General features: G+C 61.9%; 16 protein-coding genes. 9 read left to right on the top strand and 7 right to left on the bottom strand.

The genetic code is table 11. The annotated features are described in order from the left end of the window. A partial coding sequence (locus tag D0550_RS15145; protein WP_153067183.1) for a phosphatase PAP2 family protein occupies nucleotides 1–566 on the bottom strand: 566 nt, incomplete at its 3' end. Nucleotides 567–769: 203 nt separating this feature from the next. Between D0550_RS15145 and D0550_RS15150 the strand changes: the two genes are divergently transcribed. The 4 genes from D0550_RS15150 to aceK all read left to right on the top strand — a co-directional run bounded on the left by D0550_RS15150 (nucleotide 770) and on the right by aceK (nucleotide 6054). Next, entirely contained in the window at nucleotides 770–1456 is a 687-nt protein-coding gene (locus D0550_RS15150) for a response regulator transcription factor (protein WP_116810036.1), read from the top strand. Next, nucleotides 1413–2708 (top strand): sensor histidine kinase, encoded by a 1296-nt coding sequence (locus D0550_RS15155; protein ID WP_161965841.1) that lies wholly within the window; start codon nucleotides 1413–1415, stop codon nucleotides 2706–2708. Before D0550_RS15150 ends, D0550_RS15155 begins: the two co-directional genes overlap by 44 nt. 119 nt (nucleotides 2709–2827) lie before the next feature. Next, the gene (gene icd, locus D0550_RS15160; protein ID WP_116810038.1) at nucleotides 2828–4129 is read left to right on the top strand and encodes an NADP-dependent isocitrate dehydrogenase; all 1302 of its coding nucleotides are present in this window, start codon (nucleotides 2828–2830) and stop codon (nucleotides 4127–4129) included. 161 nt (nucleotides 4130–4290) lie between these two features. After that, nucleotides 4291–6054, top strand: coding sequence for a bifunctional isocitrate dehydrogenase kinase/phosphatase (aceK, locus tag D0550_RS15165; protein ID WP_161965842.1), 1764 nt, complete (start codon nucleotides 4291–4293; stop codon nucleotides 6052–6054). Nucleotides 6055–6103: 49 nt separating this feature from the next. On the opposite strand, the gene D0550_RS15170 is transcribed toward aceK, so the two are convergent. Then, the gene (locus tag D0550_RS15170; RefSeq protein ID WP_153067184.1) at nucleotides 6104–6676 is read right to left on the bottom strand and encodes a hypothetical protein; all 573 of its coding nucleotides are present in this window, start codon (nucleotides 6674–6676) and stop codon (nucleotides 6104–6106) included. A 495-nt stretch (nucleotides 6677–7171) separates the two neighbouring features. Here D0550_RS15170 and D0550_RS37335 point away from each other — a divergent pair, with 495 nt between their 5' ends. The 3 genes from D0550_RS37335 (at nucleotide 7172) to D0550_RS15180 (ending at nucleotide 9268) form a co-directional block, all read left to right on the top strand. Continuing rightward, nucleotides 7172–7636 (top strand): amidohydrolase family protein, encoded by a 465-nt coding sequence (locus tag D0550_RS37335; RefSeq protein ID WP_422664259.1) that lies wholly within the window; start codon nucleotides 7172–7174, stop codon nucleotides 7634–7636. Continuing rightward, complete coding sequence (locus tag D0550_RS36390; RefSeq protein ID WP_206606306.1) at nucleotides 7626–8258, top strand: amidohydrolase family protein; 633 nt, start codon at nucleotides 7626–7628, stop codon at nucleotides 8256–8258. The genes D0550_RS37335 and D0550_RS36390 overlap by 11 nt, the downstream gene beginning before the upstream one ends. Nucleotides 8259–8419: 161 nt before the next feature. Beyond that, the gene (locus D0550_RS15180; RefSeq protein WP_116810041.1) at nucleotides 8420–9268 is read left to right on the top strand and encodes a LytR/AlgR family response regulator transcription factor; all 849 of its coding nucleotides are present in this window, start codon (nucleotides 8420–8422) and stop codon (nucleotides 9266–9268) included. 11 nt (nucleotides 9269–9279) lie between these two features. Here D0550_RS15180 and D0550_RS15185 read toward each other — a convergent pair whose 3' ends face one another. Beyond that, nucleotides 9280–9609, bottom strand: coding sequence for an Mpo1-like protein (locus D0550_RS15185; protein WP_116810042.1), 330 nt, complete (start codon nucleotides 9607–9609; stop codon nucleotides 9280–9282). 58 nt (nucleotides 9610–9667) lie between these two features. Between D0550_RS15185 and D0550_RS15190 the strand changes: the two genes are divergently transcribed. Beyond that, nucleotides 9668–9886, top strand: coding sequence for a hypothetical protein (locus D0550_RS15190; protein WP_116810043.1), 219 nt, complete (start codon nucleotides 9668–9670; stop codon nucleotides 9884–9886). 1 nt (nucleotide 9887) lies between these two features. Here the strand turns inward: D0550_RS15190 and D0550_RS15195 are convergent, their stop codons facing one another. The 3 genes from D0550_RS15195 to D0550_RS15205 all read right to left on the bottom strand — a co-directional run bounded on the left by D0550_RS15195 (nucleotide 9888) and on the right by D0550_RS15205 (nucleotide 13229). Then, nucleotides 9888–10874: an LLM class flavin-dependent oxidoreductase gene (locus D0550_RS15195; RefSeq protein ID WP_116810044.1), complete on the bottom strand. Its 987-nt coding sequence runs from the start codon at nucleotides 10872–10874 to the stop codon at nucleotides 9888–9890. A gap of 394 nt (nucleotides 10875–11268) precedes the next feature. After that, a complete protein-coding gene (locus tag D0550_RS15200; protein ID WP_116810045.1) occupies nucleotides 11269–12435 on the bottom strand; it encodes a trans-sulfuration enzyme family protein in 1167 nt (388 codons plus the stop codon). After that, the gene (locus tag D0550_RS15205) at nucleotides 12432–13229 is read right to left on the bottom strand and encodes an amidohydrolase (protein ID WP_116810046.1); all 798 of its coding nucleotides are present in this window, start codon (nucleotides 13227–13229) and stop codon (nucleotides 12432–12434) included. The genes D0550_RS15200 and D0550_RS15205 overlap by 4 nt, the downstream gene beginning before the upstream one ends. 331 nt (nucleotides 13230–13560) lie before the next feature. Between D0550_RS15205 and D0550_RS15210 the strand changes: the two genes are divergently transcribed. Continuing rightward, the gene (locus tag D0550_RS15210; protein WP_116810047.1) at nucleotides 13561–14682 is read left to right on the top strand and encodes an AAA family ATPase; all 1122 of its coding nucleotides are present in this window, start codon (nucleotides 13561–13563) and stop codon (nucleotides 14680–14682) included. Here D0550_RS15210 and D0550_RS15215 read toward each other — a convergent pair. Next, the gene (locus tag D0550_RS15215; protein WP_116810048.1) at nucleotides 14679–15824 is read right to left on the bottom strand and encodes a methionine aminotransferase; all 1146 of its coding nucleotides are present in this window, start codon (nucleotides 15822–15824) and stop codon (nucleotides 14679–14681) included. The genes D0550_RS15210 and D0550_RS15215 overlap by 4 nt on opposite strands. Nucleotides 15825–15881 lie beyond the last annotated feature (57 nt).

Below are 15881 nucleotides of genomic sequence, written 5' to 3' on the forward strand. Positions count from 1 at the left end.
GGCTCGGAGATGTGTATAAGAGACAGGAACACCACCATGCTGACCATGGCCAACGTCGCGCCGATGATGGCACCAGCGGCCACATCGGTCGGGTAGTGCAGGCCCAGCACTACGCGTGACGCCGCCACCAACGTGGCGAACGGCACCAACAACCAGGCCAGCTCCGGAAAGCTGGAGATGGCCAGGATCGTGAAGCTCACCGCATGCAGCGTGTGGCCCGAGGGAAAGCTGTAGCGGTCCAGGGCCGGCGTGCCGGGCACGATGCCCGCGAGCGAAATATACGGACGCTCACGCACCAACCGAGACTTCAGGTACTTGTAGAGCAGCACTCCGACGATACCGACCACCGCCATGCGCACCGACGGCATGATCGCCGCTTCGCCGTAAATCGCCGGCAGCAGGAAGATCAGGACGTACCAGAACACGCCGTCGCCGAGCTTGCTGACGGCGGCGAACAGGTCGCGCACGACGCGCCGCTGCTGGCAGCCCCGGTTCAGACGCAGGCACCACGCGTATTCGTACGCATCGACCCTGCGAAATATTCCGTCCACTCGTGCCGTAGTCATGACACATGCCCCCGCGATACCTTCGCGCACTGTCAATTTGCGCTTCGGATGCTGCGGAGCCTTGACGCAGGCGTGACAGTTGTGTGATCTCACCCGGGAAATTGCCCAAATCCATCACGTTTCCTAGGTATTTCCCGGCGGCCGACCGCCTTCCCGTACAATGTGACAGCTATGTGTCGTTGCGACCGCCGCTATTTCCACCCATGCGCCTGCTGCTGATCGAAGACCACCGTGACATCGCCGCCAATATCGCCGAGTTCTTCGAGGCGACTGGCGACACTGTCGAGCATGTGCTCGATGGCGAGCGCGGGCTGCAATTGGCGCTGAGCCAGCCGTACGATGCCATCGTGCTCGACCTGATGCTGCCCGGCCTCGATGGCTTGTCGCTGTGCCGCCAGCTGCGGCAGGCTGGCCACACGCGCGTGCCGGTGCTGATGCTGACCGCGAAGGACCTGCTCCAGGACAAGATTGAAGGCTTCGAGGCCGGCGCCGACGACTATCTGGTGAAACCTTTCTCGCTGGCCGAACTCGACGTGCGCCTGAAGGCGTTGCTGCGTCGGGCCAATGTGCCGCCGGCACAACGCCTGCTCAACGTCGGCGATCTCACATTCGATCTGGACACGCTGGAAGCGGAGCGCGGCGGCGATCGCATCAAGCTGAATCCGACCACGCGCCGGTTGTTGATCGTGCTGTTACAAAATTCGCATCGCGTGGTCACGCGCCAGGAGCTGGAGAAAGAGCTGTGGGGCGATCAGCCGCCGCAGGGCGATTTCCTGCGCGCGCACATGCATGCGTTGCGCACAGCCATCGACAAGAACTTTACGACCAAGTTGTTACACACCGTCCATGGCACTGGCTATCGACTTTCGGCGGAACCGCCTCGTCCGTAAAGCAGGCGAGCGCTTCGCGCATCTGAGCCTGCGAGCGCGTATCGCCGGTACGATGATCGCGTTGCTCGCCGGCGCGGGGCTGATCCTGAGCGCCTGGGCCTATCTCGCCGACGAGCGCCTGAAACGAAACATCACGCTCGATCTGCTCTCCGAAGAGCTCACCCACTTCGAACAACGGCTGCACGCAGATCGTGGCGCTGAACCCCTGCGCTCCGCCCGTCTGAGCATTTATCGATCCAGCGATCTCGCCGAGCTGCCGCGACACATCGCGATGCTCAAGCCCGGCGAAATGCATCGCGTGCGCTCGGGCAAACGCTTGCTCGATGTGCTGGTGCGTGACGGCGATTTCGGCCGGCTCTACATCACTTACGACGTCACCAACTATGTGGTGCAGGAAAAGATCGCGCTGCTGGTGCTGGGGCTGGGCGTGGTCGGCGTCGTCATCATCGCCGGTGCCGCGGCCACGACGATCTCTCGTCGACTGGTCGAGCCCGTGACCGTGCTCGCCGATCGACTCACCCAGATCGATCCAGGCCAGCGACACGTACGCATCGGCGCACAGTTCGCGGGCAACGAGCTGGAGCCCATCGCCCGCTCCATCGACACGTTCATGGAACGGCTCGACGGCTTCGTCGAGCGCGAGCAATCGTTCACCGCCACCGCCAGCCATGAATTGCGCACGCCGCTCGCGGTCATGCGCGGAGCGGTCGAGCTGCTCGAGACTCAGACCGCGGGGCAGGCCGGCGCAACCAAGGCGCTCGTCCGCATTCAACGCGCGGTCCGCGAGATGACTGAATTCACCGACGCGCTGCTCGCCTTGTCGCGAGAGCCGCAACTCGTCGCGCCGGCGGAAACGACTTGCGATGTCTACGCGGTGCTGGCACGCGTGGTCGAGGATCAGCGCAGTGTTGCACCAGAAAAGCACATCGTGGTCGAGCTCCACGGTGGGCCGCTTCGGGTCGCTGCGCCGGAAAGCATGGTGGCCATGACGCTGGGCAACCTGGTGCGCAACGCCGTCCAGCATGGGACCGGCAGCAAGATCCTGTGCCGCTCCAAGGGCCGCGAACTGGTGGTCAGCAACGCGGGCGCCTTACCGGCCGGTCAGCTGGAAAACATCCCACCGCGCTTTACATCGCATCCTGGCGGCCACGGCATGGGCCTGTACCTGGTCCGGCGCATCTGCGAGCGCTACGGCTGGGCGATCCAGCTGGAAAATGCCGGTGGCGGCGTGACCGCGACCGTGAATTTCTGAGCGTCAGCGCACGCCCACGCCGGTCCCGGGCCGGTCGTCGCAGCGCGATTGTGCTAGCATGCCGGCCCCCAAAATACCGGCAACTATCCTCTTACGAACCAGCTCCATGGAGTTCGTCGATGTCGACCGCAGTAAAACTTAACGTGCCCCCGCAGGGGCAAAAAATCACCATCCAGAACGGCAAGCTCACCGTTCCCGACCAACCCATCATCCCCTTCATCGAAGGCGACGGCACGGGTCCAGACATTTGGCGCGCCTCGGTGCGCGTGCTCGATGCAGCCGTGCAAAAAGCTTATGGCGGCAAGCGCAAAATCCATTGGATGGAGGTGTACGCCGGTCAGAAGTCGAACGACCTGTTCAACACCTGGCTGCCGGACGAGACCGTGCAGGCCTGCCGTGATTACCTGGTGTCCATCAAGGGCCCGCTGACCACGCCGATCGGCGGCGGCATCCGCTCGTTGAACGTCGCGCTCCGTCAGATGCTGGATCTGTACGTGTGCTTGCGCCCGGTGCGCTACTTCAAGGGCGTGCCTTCGCCCGTGCGCACTCCGGACCGCGTCGATATGACCATCTTCCGCGAGAACACCGAAGACATTTATGCGGGCATCGAATTCGAAGCCGGCTCGCCGGATCTGAAGAAGTTCCTGGAAGCCTTCAAGACCGCGTTCCCCAAGCAGTTCGCGAAGATCCGCTTCCCCGAAACTTCGGGCATCGGCATCAAGCCGGTGTCGCAGGAAGGCACTGAGCGCCTGTTCCGCTCGGCCATCGAGTACGCCATCGTCAACAAGCGCAAGAGCGTGACGATCGTGCACAAGGGCAACATCATGAAGTTCACGGAAGGCGCGTTCCGTAACTGGGCGTATGCGCTGGCGGAGAAAGAGTTCGCCGAACAGACCTACACCTGGGATCAGTGGGAGCGCACCAAGGCTGCCAAGGGCGAGAAGGCTGCGAACGAAGAGCAGGACGCAGCCAAGAAGGCCGGCAAGATCATCATCAAGGATGCGATTGCCGACATCACGCTGCAGCAGGTGCTGACGCGCCCCGAAGAGTTCGACGTGATCGCCACCATGAACTTGAACGGCGACTACCTGTCCGATGCGTTGGCCGCGCAGGTCGGCGGCATCGGCATCGCGCCGGGCGGCAACATCAACTATGTGACCGGCCATGCGGTGTTCGAAGCAACTCATGGCACGGCGCCGAAGTACGCCAACCTGGACAAAGTGAATCCGGGCTCGGTGATTCTCTCGGGCGAAATGATGCTGCGTTACATGGGCTGGACCGAAGCAGCCGACGCCATCATCAGCGCGATGGACAAGACCATCGGCCAGAAGACGGTCACTTACGACTTTGCGCGTCTGATGGAAGGCGCCAAGGAAGTGAAGTGCTCGGAATTCGGCGACGCCTTGATCCGTAATCTGTGACGTAGATATGAGCTTCCTCTCGCAGGGGAATGCTCATGATTTGCTTCAGGGGTGCCCTCTGCCGCGGTAGAGGGCATTCCCGCCGGACTCACCCCGAGCCGGTGTCGCGTCTGCCTGGCAGCGCGGGTAATATCTCAGACATCTTCAAGGACCCATTGAACATGTCAGCATCAGCAGCCACGGTTCTTTCTCGCGACGCATTGGTGGATACCTGCGCCGGCGCACTGGTCCAGTCGTTCGCCGATTACAACGCGGAATTTCGTTCCATTACTCGCCGTGCGCCTCAGCGCTTTGAAGAGCGCGACTGGCGCGGCAGCCTGCGTGATGCAGTCGAGCGTATCGAGCTCTACGAGAAGTGCGTCAATCGCGCCGTGCATCAGATGCAGGCACGCCTCGGCGAAGATGTCACCGAGCGCGCGTTGTGGAGCAGTATCAAACGTCGCTTCACCGAACTGATCGATGCCCTGCCCGACCTCGAATTCGACAAGACGTTTTTCAACTCCGTCACGCGCCGCACGTTCGGCACCATCGGTGTCGATGCCGCGGTGGAGTTCGTCGCGCTGGACCTCGATCCGATCGCGGCCGTCAAATCGCCGATCGAAACAAATGTTTATGTGAACCGCGGCTCGCTCGAGCTGCTGTTCGAAGAAGTGCTCGCCGACTTCCGCTTCCGCACCCCGTACGTCGACTTCGATCGCAGCATCCGCACGATCAGCAACGAAGTGCGCGCGCAATGCGAAGTGGACGCGGACGCGTCCAAGCCGCCGCTGCAGGTGGACCAGATCGAATTCATCCGCACCGTGTTCTATCAGATGACCCGCGCGTACCTGGTCGGCCGCATCTCCGGCCCGGGCTGGCGCCTGCCGTTCGTGCTGGCGCTGCAGAACACCGAAAGCGGTGTGCGCATCGACGCAGTGATGATGGACGAGAGCACCGTCAGCATTCTGTTCAGCTTCACGCGCTCCTATTTCCATGCCGATCTGGCACACGTCGGCCAGGCGATCGTATTCCTGAAGAGCATCCTGCCGCGCAAGCCGGTGAGCGAGCTGTACACCGTGCTCGGCCGCGCCAAACAGGGCAAGACCGAGCGCTATCGCGAGCTCTTCAAACATCTGCAAACCAGCGAAGACCAGTTCGTGCACGCGCCGGGCGACAAGGGCCTGGTGATGATCTGTTTCACGCTGCCGTCGTTCGACGTCGTGTTCAAGATCATCCGCGACCGCTTCGCGTACCCGAAAAACATCCTGCGCGAGGAAGTGCAGAAGAAATACGAAATGGTGTTCAAGCACGACCGCGCCGGACGGCTGGTCGATGCGCAGGAATTCAAACGGTTGAAATTCCCCGCGGCCCGCTTCTCGAAGGAGCTGGTGGCCGAGCTGCAGGATGAAGCCGCCAACACCGTCCACTTCGAAGACGGCTATGTGATCATGGATCACGTGTACATCGAGCGCCGCATGACGCCGCTCAATCTGTACATCCGCAATGCTTCACGCGAAGACGCCGAGAAGGCCGTGCTCGACTACGGCCAGTGCATCCGCGACCTCGCGGTCACCAACATCTTTGCCGGCGATTTATTGCTGAAGAACTTCGGCGTCACGCGCCACGCTCGCGTGATCTTCTACGACTACGACGAATTGTGCGCCGTCACCGACTGCCGCTTCCGCGACGTCCCGCAATCGAAGTTCGATGAGGACGACCTGCGCGCCGAGGCCTGGTTCCACGTCAACGACAACGACGTGTTCCCGGAGACCTTCATGCAGTTCCTGGGCTTCGACGCACACCTCAAGGAAGTCTTCATGAAGGTCCATGGCGAAGTCATGACCGCCGACTGGTGGCGCGGTATCCAGCAGCGCCTGCGGGATGGCGAAGTGCTCGAAGTGCTGCCGTACCACCGCCACCGCGTGCGCGTGTTCAGCAGCCTCTGATATTTACGACGAATCCGGCGCAGCCCTCGCAGGCTGCGCCGGCCAACTGCTAGAACATGTATCGGAAGATCAGCCGGGTCTGCGTACCCTGACTGCTCTGATCGAAGTCCGCCGTCGACGAGGATAAGTTGCCGACTCGCGACCTGGCCTTGCCTTCCAGCTCCAGGAAGGTATAGCTCGCTTCCCCGCCCACCGAGAATTGCCCGCCGAACAGATACTCGAAGCCGAGCGTCGGGCCGATGCGGTAGCCGTCCTGATCGCTCTGGCTGCGAATGACCGTGCCCAACGAAGTCACATCGGTACCGCTGCTCGTCATGTCGACGTACGAGAGCCGACCGCCGTAATAGATATGCGCCGCCTCGGTGACCTGCTTCAGCCCGAACACACCGACGCCCAGCTCCAGAATGTCGTTCTTCTGACGGTTATCGGTCCCACTCTGCGTGAGCGTCGTCTCGGCGGAGGAGTAGCGCACGCTGGGCTCGATCCGCAACGATTTGGCAACGTTGACGGGCACGTACAGCCAGCCATCGTCCGAGCGCACCGAAATGCCAACGCCAAAATCCGCCGCCAGCGCATTGGAGGCCAGCAACGCCAGGCCGGCCACGACACACAAATTCCGCATCGAAACTCCTTTCAGACTGATCAGTTGTACGCACCCGAACAGTGCGTGTTATTGCCTCCTTCGCACTGTGCGCGCGTCACAAATCACCGAGATTGGGAGGTTTCGTGCATGAGATATGCAAGCCCTGCATCGGAGTCGCGTCGGGCTGGATGCTCGCGCAATGCTTCCCTAAGATCGGTCGCTTTGCGGTCCCCTCGAGGAAATCAACACATGCAACGATCGGTTCTGTCGCGTTCATCGCTGGTCATGACTGGCGTGCTCGCCTTGCTGAGCTCAGTGTCGAGCACAGCGCAGGCGCCCGCGCCTGCCAGCAAAGTCGTCTTTATCCATGCCGGCACGCTGCTCGATCGCCCGGACGCCGCGCCCCGCGGCAACTCCACGCTGATCGTGCGCGATGGCAAGATCGAAGCGATCCGCGATGGTTTCGTTGCCCCAGAAGGCGGCGCCAAGCTGGTCGATCTGAGCAAGCAGTTCGTGCTGCCCGGCCTGATCGACATGCACGTCCACATCTTCAACGACGACAACAAGCTGCGCGCCCGCATCGAAGCGAACAATCGCGACGTGGAAGACAACTTCGTCATCGGCATCGATAACGCACGCCGCACGCTCGAAGCCGGTTTCACCACGCTGCGCGACCTCGGCTCGGACGTCCACAGCGTCACTGCGCTGCGCGATGGCATCAACAACGGCATGCTGGTCGGCCCGACGCTGTACGTCGCCGGCCGCAGCATCTCCATCACCAGCGGCCACGGCGATTCGTCCAACAACACCAACCGTGACATCGCCGAGATGATCCACGAGCACGCCAACAACACCTGCAATGGCGCAGATGACTGTCGCCGCGCCGTCCGTGCGCAGATCTCTCAAGGCGCGGAACGTGAAATCAAAAAAAATTTCGCCGCGACCGGCGGCGTGNAACAGCAACATCGCCGGCGGCCTGAATCAGCAAATGTTTGCTGATGAGATGAAGGCCATCGTCGAGACCGCGCACATGTTCGGCCGCAAGGTGGCCGCGCATGCCCACGGCAACAACGGCATCAAGGCCGCACTCGAAGCGGGCGTTGATTCGATCGAGCACGGCACCTACACCGACGCGACCACGAACGCGCTGTTCAAGAAGCGCGGCGCCTGGTTCGTGCCGACCATGGTCGCTCCGCTCGCCGCGCTGTCGCAGGCTCAGGCCGGCGCTCGCAACCCGAACACGCTGCTGAAAGCCCAGGAAGCAGTGGCGAGTCACGCGAAGAACACCGCGGCAGCCATCAAAGACGGCGTGAAGATTGCGTTCGGCACCGACTCGGGTGTCGGCGATCACGCCAAGAACGCCAAGGAGTTCGCGCTCCTGGTGCAGGCAGGCATGACACCCGCCGCTGCGATCCGCTCCGCGACGCTCGATGCAGCCACGCTGCTCGGCCAGGAAGCTCGCATCGGCTCGCTCGCCGCCGGCAAAGACGCCGACATCATCGCTGTCAGCGCCAGCCCGCTCGAAGACGTGACCCGTCTGGAGAGCGTCGACTTCGTCATGCGCCGCGGCGTCGTGCACAAACTCGACGGCAAGCGCCAGGCGTTCCCGGAGCAGCTCTGATCGGCTCCTGACCCTGCTGTAACTTCTGCGATACGGCGGCCAGCGCATCCTGTGCTTGCCGCCGTCTTTTTTTGCCCTGTAAATGGCAACGGCGGCCCCTCGATCCCCCGGCCTGCTATGCTAATTTCCGATCTGATCTGCGATCGGTCGGGAGACGCACCGTGTCGGCTCGCATCATCCTTCTACCGCGCGACGTGGCCTGGCCGCTGCGCAGTGACTTCAAGACCTCTGCGATCGGCTGGGGTGCGTTCATCGCCCTGCTGTCCTGCTATTGCATGGTGTATCAGGTCGTCGTCGACAATGTGCCGGCGGACTTCGCGGCCTCGTTCAGCCATGTATTCAAGAACTGGGGCGTGTGGCTGGTGAGCACGCCGGTAATCTTCGCGGCGCTCCGCAAATATTCGACCAAATGGCACGACCGGGCGGTCGAGTTCGCCGCCCTGGTGGCATTGGTGGTGTTCATTTCGGCGGCCGTGCCGGTCGCCGTCGATCTGCTGACAAACGCGCGCAACGCGGCCTCCAGTCTGATGATTTTTCTGCCCCGTTATGTCGCAGTCGTCGGCGTGGTTTATCTCATCTGGCACGTCTTCCTGAGAGAACGACGCGTCATGACGGAGACGGTCGAGGTCTTGCCGCCGCCGGTGATCGAACCGACCGCTTGCGCCGAAGAGCCCGAGCGGCCCGCCACTTTGCTGGTCAGCAAGGGCGCCGACCAATGTTTGATTCAGATCGGCCGCATCGAGTGCGTCAGCGCGGCGGGTAACTATGTCGAGATCGTCGAGCGAGGTCAGCGCTATCTGCTACGCGCCACGCTGAAGCAAGTCGAGGATCTGCTGCCCGCCAGCGATTTCATCCGCATCCATCGCAGCCATCTGGTCCGGCGGGACGAGATCGAGCGCATCAAGAGCCAACCCTCGGGCAACGGCACCGTGCACCTGCGTGGCGGCCAGGCTTTGCCCATGAGCAAAAAACACAAGCAGGCACTGCAGCGCTACCGCCCGATGGAATAGCGCCCTCGCGCTCAGATCTTGATCTTGCCCAGCCAGATGTCCCGATACATCACCCAGTCGCCGCGAAAGCTGTAGAGCGGGCGACTGAAGCTCGCGGGCTGGTTCTTTTCGAACGCGAAATGGCCGATCCAGGCGAATCCGTAGCCGCATAGCAGGCCGACCAGCAGCCAATACCCGTCGCCCGTGGCGAGCAACAACACCAGGCAGCCGAGCGCCAGGGTCGAGCCGATGAAGTGCAACAGACGACAGGCGCGATTGCTGTGCTCAGCGAGGTAGAAGGGATAAAATTCCTCGAAGGTCTGGAATGACTTCGGGTCGACGGCAGCGGGCTTGGTGTCCATGCGGCTTCCCCCTCGATCGATTTACCGCATACCTTGCGCCACCCCGCGACAAACAGCAATGAGCTACGACGATATCCCCGACGTTCGCGATGGCCTGACTCGCAAGGAACGCATCGTTCTGTACGTGCTGCACCAGACCCAACAGGAACGCGGCGACCACAACGTGCCGACGCCCATGCTGTGGGGCCGCGTTTGTGAGTACTTCTACATCAGCCCCGAAGAGCTCTCGAAAATGCTCGCGCGCCTCGGCGCGATGAAATATCCAGGCCAGCGCTAAGTCAGCCCGCGTTGGCCTCCGCCGCGATCTGATACGAACGCAATCGCGCTGCATGATCGTAGATCATCGACGCAACGATGATCTCCTCCGCGCCGGTCCGCTCCGCAAACGCCTGCAGCTCCCGACGCACCGTGTCCGGCGTGCCGATGGCTGTGCAGGATAAAACATCTTCGAGAATCGCCCGATCGTGCGGATGCAGATTCTCGTAATAGCCCGGCACCGGCGGCTGCAGTTTCGTCGCCTTCCCCGAGCGCAGGTTCACGAACGCCTGCTGCATCGATGTGACGAGCAGCCTCGCCTCTTCATCTGTATCCGCACCGAACACATTGAAGCCCACCATGGCGTACGGCTTGTCCAGATACTGAGACGGCTTGAAGCGCGCCTTATAAATCTCCAGCGCATGCATCATCTGCGCGGGCGCGAAGTGCGACGCGAACGCGAATGGCAAGCCCAACGCCGCCGCCACCTGCGCACCAAACAAGCTGGAGCCGAGAATCCAAATAGGAACATTCAGCCCCTGCCCCGGCACCGCCTGCACCCGCTGCCCTTCCTGTAACGGCCCGAAGTACGCCATCAGCTCCAGCACATCCTGCGGGAACGCATCGGGATCCGAATTGAGCGTCCGACGCAGCGCGCGAGCTGTGACCTGATCGGAACCCGGCGCACGCCCCAGCCCCAGATCGATGCGCCCCGGGAACAAGGACTCCAACGTGCCGAACTGTTCGGCCACCGTCAGCGGCGCATGATTCGGCAGCATGATGCCGCCCGCCCCGACCCGTATGGTCGACGTTCCCGCCGCGACATGACCAATCACCACCGCGGTAGCGGCACTGGCAATGCCAGGCATGCTGTGATGCTCGGCGAGCCAGAACCTCCGATATCCCCACCGCTCGGCATGCTGAGCCAGGTCGAGCGAATTGCGTAAGGATTGCGCGGCATCACTGCCCACCGGAATGGGAGACAGGTCGAGTACGGATAGAGTAGCCATGGCGGCAGAATACTGGAGCCACGAGCGAAAGATTCAAGCCATGTCGGCACGACTGAAGTTCGTGCAAATGAATGAGCCCGTGTGCGGAATTCAGGGTATCGGCCGGCAATAAGAACGTTGGCGGCTCGGCGGTGGGAAGAGAGTCACGCGCGACGCCGCCGTGACGTTTCGGCGGCGACGGGAGTGACCTACCTCCGCCCGGCAGCTTTTCGGTACAGGGACGGGACCGAAACAGCAGGGCTCATCATGGACGTGCGGTGTAGGAGCGCTAGCGCTCCGGCCGTGCCCGGTGCCGGGCGGAGGTAGGTCACTCCCGTCGCCGCAGACCACCAACGCCTCTTCTCCGAGCGAAAGGAGCTAGGTCACTCCCGACGACGCGGACCACCAACGCCTCTTAAGAAACCGCCAACGCCTGCCCCAAATCCGCGATCAAATCCTGCGCATCCTCAATCCCAATCGACAACCGCATGGTTCGATCCGAAACCGCCGCCCATTTCTGCTCCGCTTCATTCAGATCGCGCGGCTTCATCAACTGCCCCGGCTGCACCAGCGACTCCGTCGATCCCACGCTTGCCGAAATAGCAAACAACTTCAGCGCATTGGCAAAATCAGCCGGCGCCACGCCCTGCTCTTTCAACTCGACCGAAATGATCGTGCCGCTATCCTGCATCTGTCGCTGCGCCAATTGATACTGCGGGTGAGAGCTCAGCCCCGGGTACGCGACACTCGCCACATTCGGATGCGTCTCTAGAAACCTCGCCACTTCCAACGCGTTAGCACACTGCCGCTCATATCGGAGCGCGTATGTTTTCAACCCACGTTGAATCAGAAACGCCGCGTGCGGATCGAGGGTCGCGCCGATGACGATGAAGTCATGTCTCATCCTATCGATGATCTCTCGCTTGGCGATCACCGCCCCGCCCATTACATCTCCATGTCCCGATGCGTACTTCGTCAGGCTGTGCACGAACACATCGATGTCGGACTGCCCGTGGTTGTGAAACCCTGCAAACGTGTTGTCCAGCACCGTCAATGCGCCGTGCCGGCGCGCCGCGGCGGTAATGCCTTCGATGTCGGCGATCTTGAGCACCGGGTTCGTCGGCGTCTCGAACATCACCAGCCTCGTTGGCTTGCTCGCTAACGTCTGCTCGATGCCCGCCGTGTCTTCAATCGACAGCATCGTGTGCGTGACACCGTACCGCGCCAGCAAACGACGAATCATGTAACGCGTCGGCTGATACATCTCCGCAAACAGCACAACATGATCGCCTTGTTTGCACAGTGCCAGCAGCGCCATATTCACCGCGGCCACGCCGGACGCCGTTAGCAAACACTCCTCTCGCCCCTGCAGCTCCGCAAGCGTGAGACTCAACTGCTCCAACGTCGGATTGGACACGCGCGAATACTGAAAGCCCTCGCGCTGCCCACGCGACTGGCGCTCCGATTCAGCCACACTGTCGAACGTGAATTTCACCGATTGATAGATCGGTGCCACCAGCGGCCGATTGTCCGCGGGCACACTCACGCTCGGGGGATGATTCAGGCGAGTGGGGATTTTCATGGCGATGGCTCGATCAGCTGGAACTCGTCCGCATCCAGATGGGCGGGGAATTTGGCGCGGAATCCGTCGAGCGCCGTTTTATCGAGCGTCACGGTCGTGACGAACTCCTGCTCCGACGACGGCGTCATCGGCTGGCCGAGATAATCGATCGCCGCGCTGTCGCCAGTGTAATCGACGCCCGTGCCATCCTTGCCGACGCGATTGACGCCAATGCAGTAGCTCAGATTCTCGATGGCGCGCGCTTTGATCAGCGTCTGCCAGGGATAACGCCGTCGCTCCGGCCAGTTCGCGACGTACAGCAACACGTCATAACCGCCGTCAGCCCCGATCGTGTTCCGGCTCCAGACCGGGAAGCGCAGGTCGTAACAAACCAGCGGCAGAACTTTCCAGCCCTTCAGCTCGACCACCAAGCGGCGTGTTCCCGCCGAGTAATGGTCCTGCTCATGTGCCATCCGAAACAGGTGGCGCTTGTCGTACGTCTCGTGCGTGCCGTCCGGCCGCATCCACACGAGTCGGTTGTAATAACCCGCCCCGTCTCGCGTCGCGATGCTGCCGGTAATCACCGCACCGAGCTTCGCGGCCTGCTCCCGCATCCAGCTCACGGTCGGCCCATTGGCGGGCTCGGCGACCGACTCCGCTTCCATGGTGAAGCCGGTCGTAAACATTTCCGGCAACACGATCAGATCGGTCTGACCCGCCAGGCCGCCGCAGCGCTCCTGCAGTCGGCGACGATTGGCCTCGGGGTCGTGCCAGACCAGATCGGTCTGGACCAATGTGACATTAAGCGTGCTCATGACTGCGAAGATACGGCGCAATCCGCGTCGTCGCCAGTGTTCATAGAAAAATCATTGACAGCGGCGCAGCCGCGAGTAGGATGCGCGCCCCGAGTTCACAACGGCCTGTAGGAGCCGAGCAATGTTCGCACCGCCCAGTCTCAACCTCGATATCAACAAACACGAGCGTTAGTTTCGCGAGATGACTTGCGGAGCACGCTTGCTCCCCAAAGTCAGTGGTAATACAGGTGCGTAGCCTTTGGCTCCGACGAACCCCTGGCCGGGAAACCTTGCCAGGGGTTTTTTTNGGTTTTGTTTTTCTGGCGTTCGTTTCTGAATTCGCAACTATTTCATGAGCATTCACAAGCTGAATCCCGAGCGCGGCGCGTCCGATCACGGCGCGTTGGCAGTCGGGTTGAATTTTCATCACGAGATTCACCGGTTTCCCGAGACCATCCTCAAGGCGCGGGCCATCCGTGCCCTCGAGAACATCGCGGCGAAGTATCCGGTGTATCGCCACGTACGCTACGCGTCGCAACGCAAGCTGGAAGAGCTGTTCGACGATCTCGCCCTGCATGCCGGGCTGAGCGCCTGTCGCCTGGGCGCCGGCAGCCTGTTGCTGGAGGGCCCCGGGATCTTCATCAGCGCCGAAGGCTGGCGGACCGGTGCGTTCGTTTCCTGTGGCTTCAACATCTGGACCGATAGCGCCGCTCGCATCGAGGAAACGCGCGAGAAGTTGCTTCGTATCATTGGCGAAGCGTTTCCGCGTCATCGCATATTCACGCTGTCCTGGAACTTCATGGACAGTCGTTCCGGCTTGAACTTCACGACGTTCGACGAGCTGGCCAGCGATGACCTCCATGATGAGGCCTATCCGGCATTCGAGCGCCCGGTGCGTGATTTCATCCGCGACTATCTGGAAGCGGACGAGACCGTGCTGTTGTTACTCGGGCCGCCGGGCACCGGTAAGACCAAGCTCGTGCGGGCCATCCTCGGCGCACTCTCCGAGCGCAAGGGAGACAGCGCGGAAGTGATGTACACGGGTGACAAGAAGGCGCTGGAGAGCGACGAGATCTTCGTCGACTTCATCACCGGCCAGCATGATGCGTTCGTCATCGAGGACGCCGATCATTTGCTGTTGGCACGGAGCAGCGGCAATCACGATCTGCATCGCTTCCTGGCGATCGCCGACGGCGTGGTGCGGGCGCAGGGTCGTAAGATCATTTTTACGACCAACTTGCCGAACGTCTCCGACGTCGACGAGGGCTTGCTGCGACCGGGCCGCTGCTTTGCGGCCGTGCGTACTCGCTTGCTGATTCGTGCCGAGGCATTGGCTCTGATGAGCCGCCTCGTCGAGGATCGGACCCGGTGTAACGAGCTGCTGAGCAGCTTGTTTCCACCGGGCGTACGAGGCGTATCGGTAGCGGACGTGTATCGAGCTGCCGGGAAGACCGGCCGCAAGAGGCTCTGCTAAAGCTTGCAGAGCCGCTCGGCCGCCTCTGCCAGGGTCGAGTCGTTCTTGGCAAAGCAGAAGCGCAGCACGCTGAGCTTCGGCGGCGCCACGTAGAACGGCGAAACCGGGATCGAGGCCACGCCGGCCTGGCGCAACACCAGGTCGGCGAACTCGACGTCGCTTTGCTGGCTGATGGCACTGAAATCCAGCAGCTGGAAATAGCTGCCGGCGGCTGGAGTCCAGCTGAATCTGGAGTTGCGCAGCAGCTCCAGGAAGCGATCGCGCTTGGCCTGATAGAACGCGCTCAATTCCGCGTTGTGCTCGGGCACTTCCTTGAGAAAGTCCGCAATCGCCAGCTGCAGCGGATGCGCGATACAGAAGGTGTTGAACTGATGCACTCGCCGGATCTCGCGAGTGATGTCGGGCGGCGCGACGGCGTAGCCGACTCGCCAGCCCGTCGCATGCATCGTCTTGCCAAACGAGAACACGGCGACGCCGCGCTCATACAACTCGGGGTGCTCGACGATGCTGGCGTGACGAGCACCGTCGTAAATCATGTGCTCGTACACTTCATCTGAAATCACCAGCGCATCGGTGGGCCGCAGGATCTCCGCGAGGATGTCCAACTCTTTGCGTGGAATCACCGTCGTGATGGGATTGTGCGGCGTATTGATCATCACCAACCGAGTGCGCGGTGTAATCGCAGCACGCACGCGATCCCAATCGATCTGGAATTTCGGCGGGTCGAGCGGAATGTGGATCGGCCGGCCACCCGCGGAAATCACCGCCGGTGCATAGGAGTCGTAGGAAGGATCGAACAGGATCACTTCCTCGCCGGGATGCACGAGCGACACGACGGCGGAGAAAATCGCCTCGGTCGCGCCGAGCGTCACAGTGATCTCGCTATCGACGTTGGGAACGCGCCCGTAGCTCGCCCCCAGCTTCAGCGCGATCTGCTCGCGCAGCTCCGCGACGCCGATCATCGGTGCGTACTGGTTGTAGCCGGCCGCGACGTAGTGCGCGAGCAGCTCCTTCAGCCGCGGCGGCGCGTCGTAGTCAGGAAAGCCCTGCGCCAGGTTGATCGCGCCCAGCTCGCGGGCACGATTGGTCATTACAGTAAAAATCGTCGTGCCGACGTGCGGCAATTTCGAACGGATATTCATCTCCGCCCCCACGGATACATCAAGCGACCATTCTCGCCGATGCTGCGAGCGTCGGCG

It is taken from the genome of Steroidobacter cummioxidans (assembly GCF_003104955.1).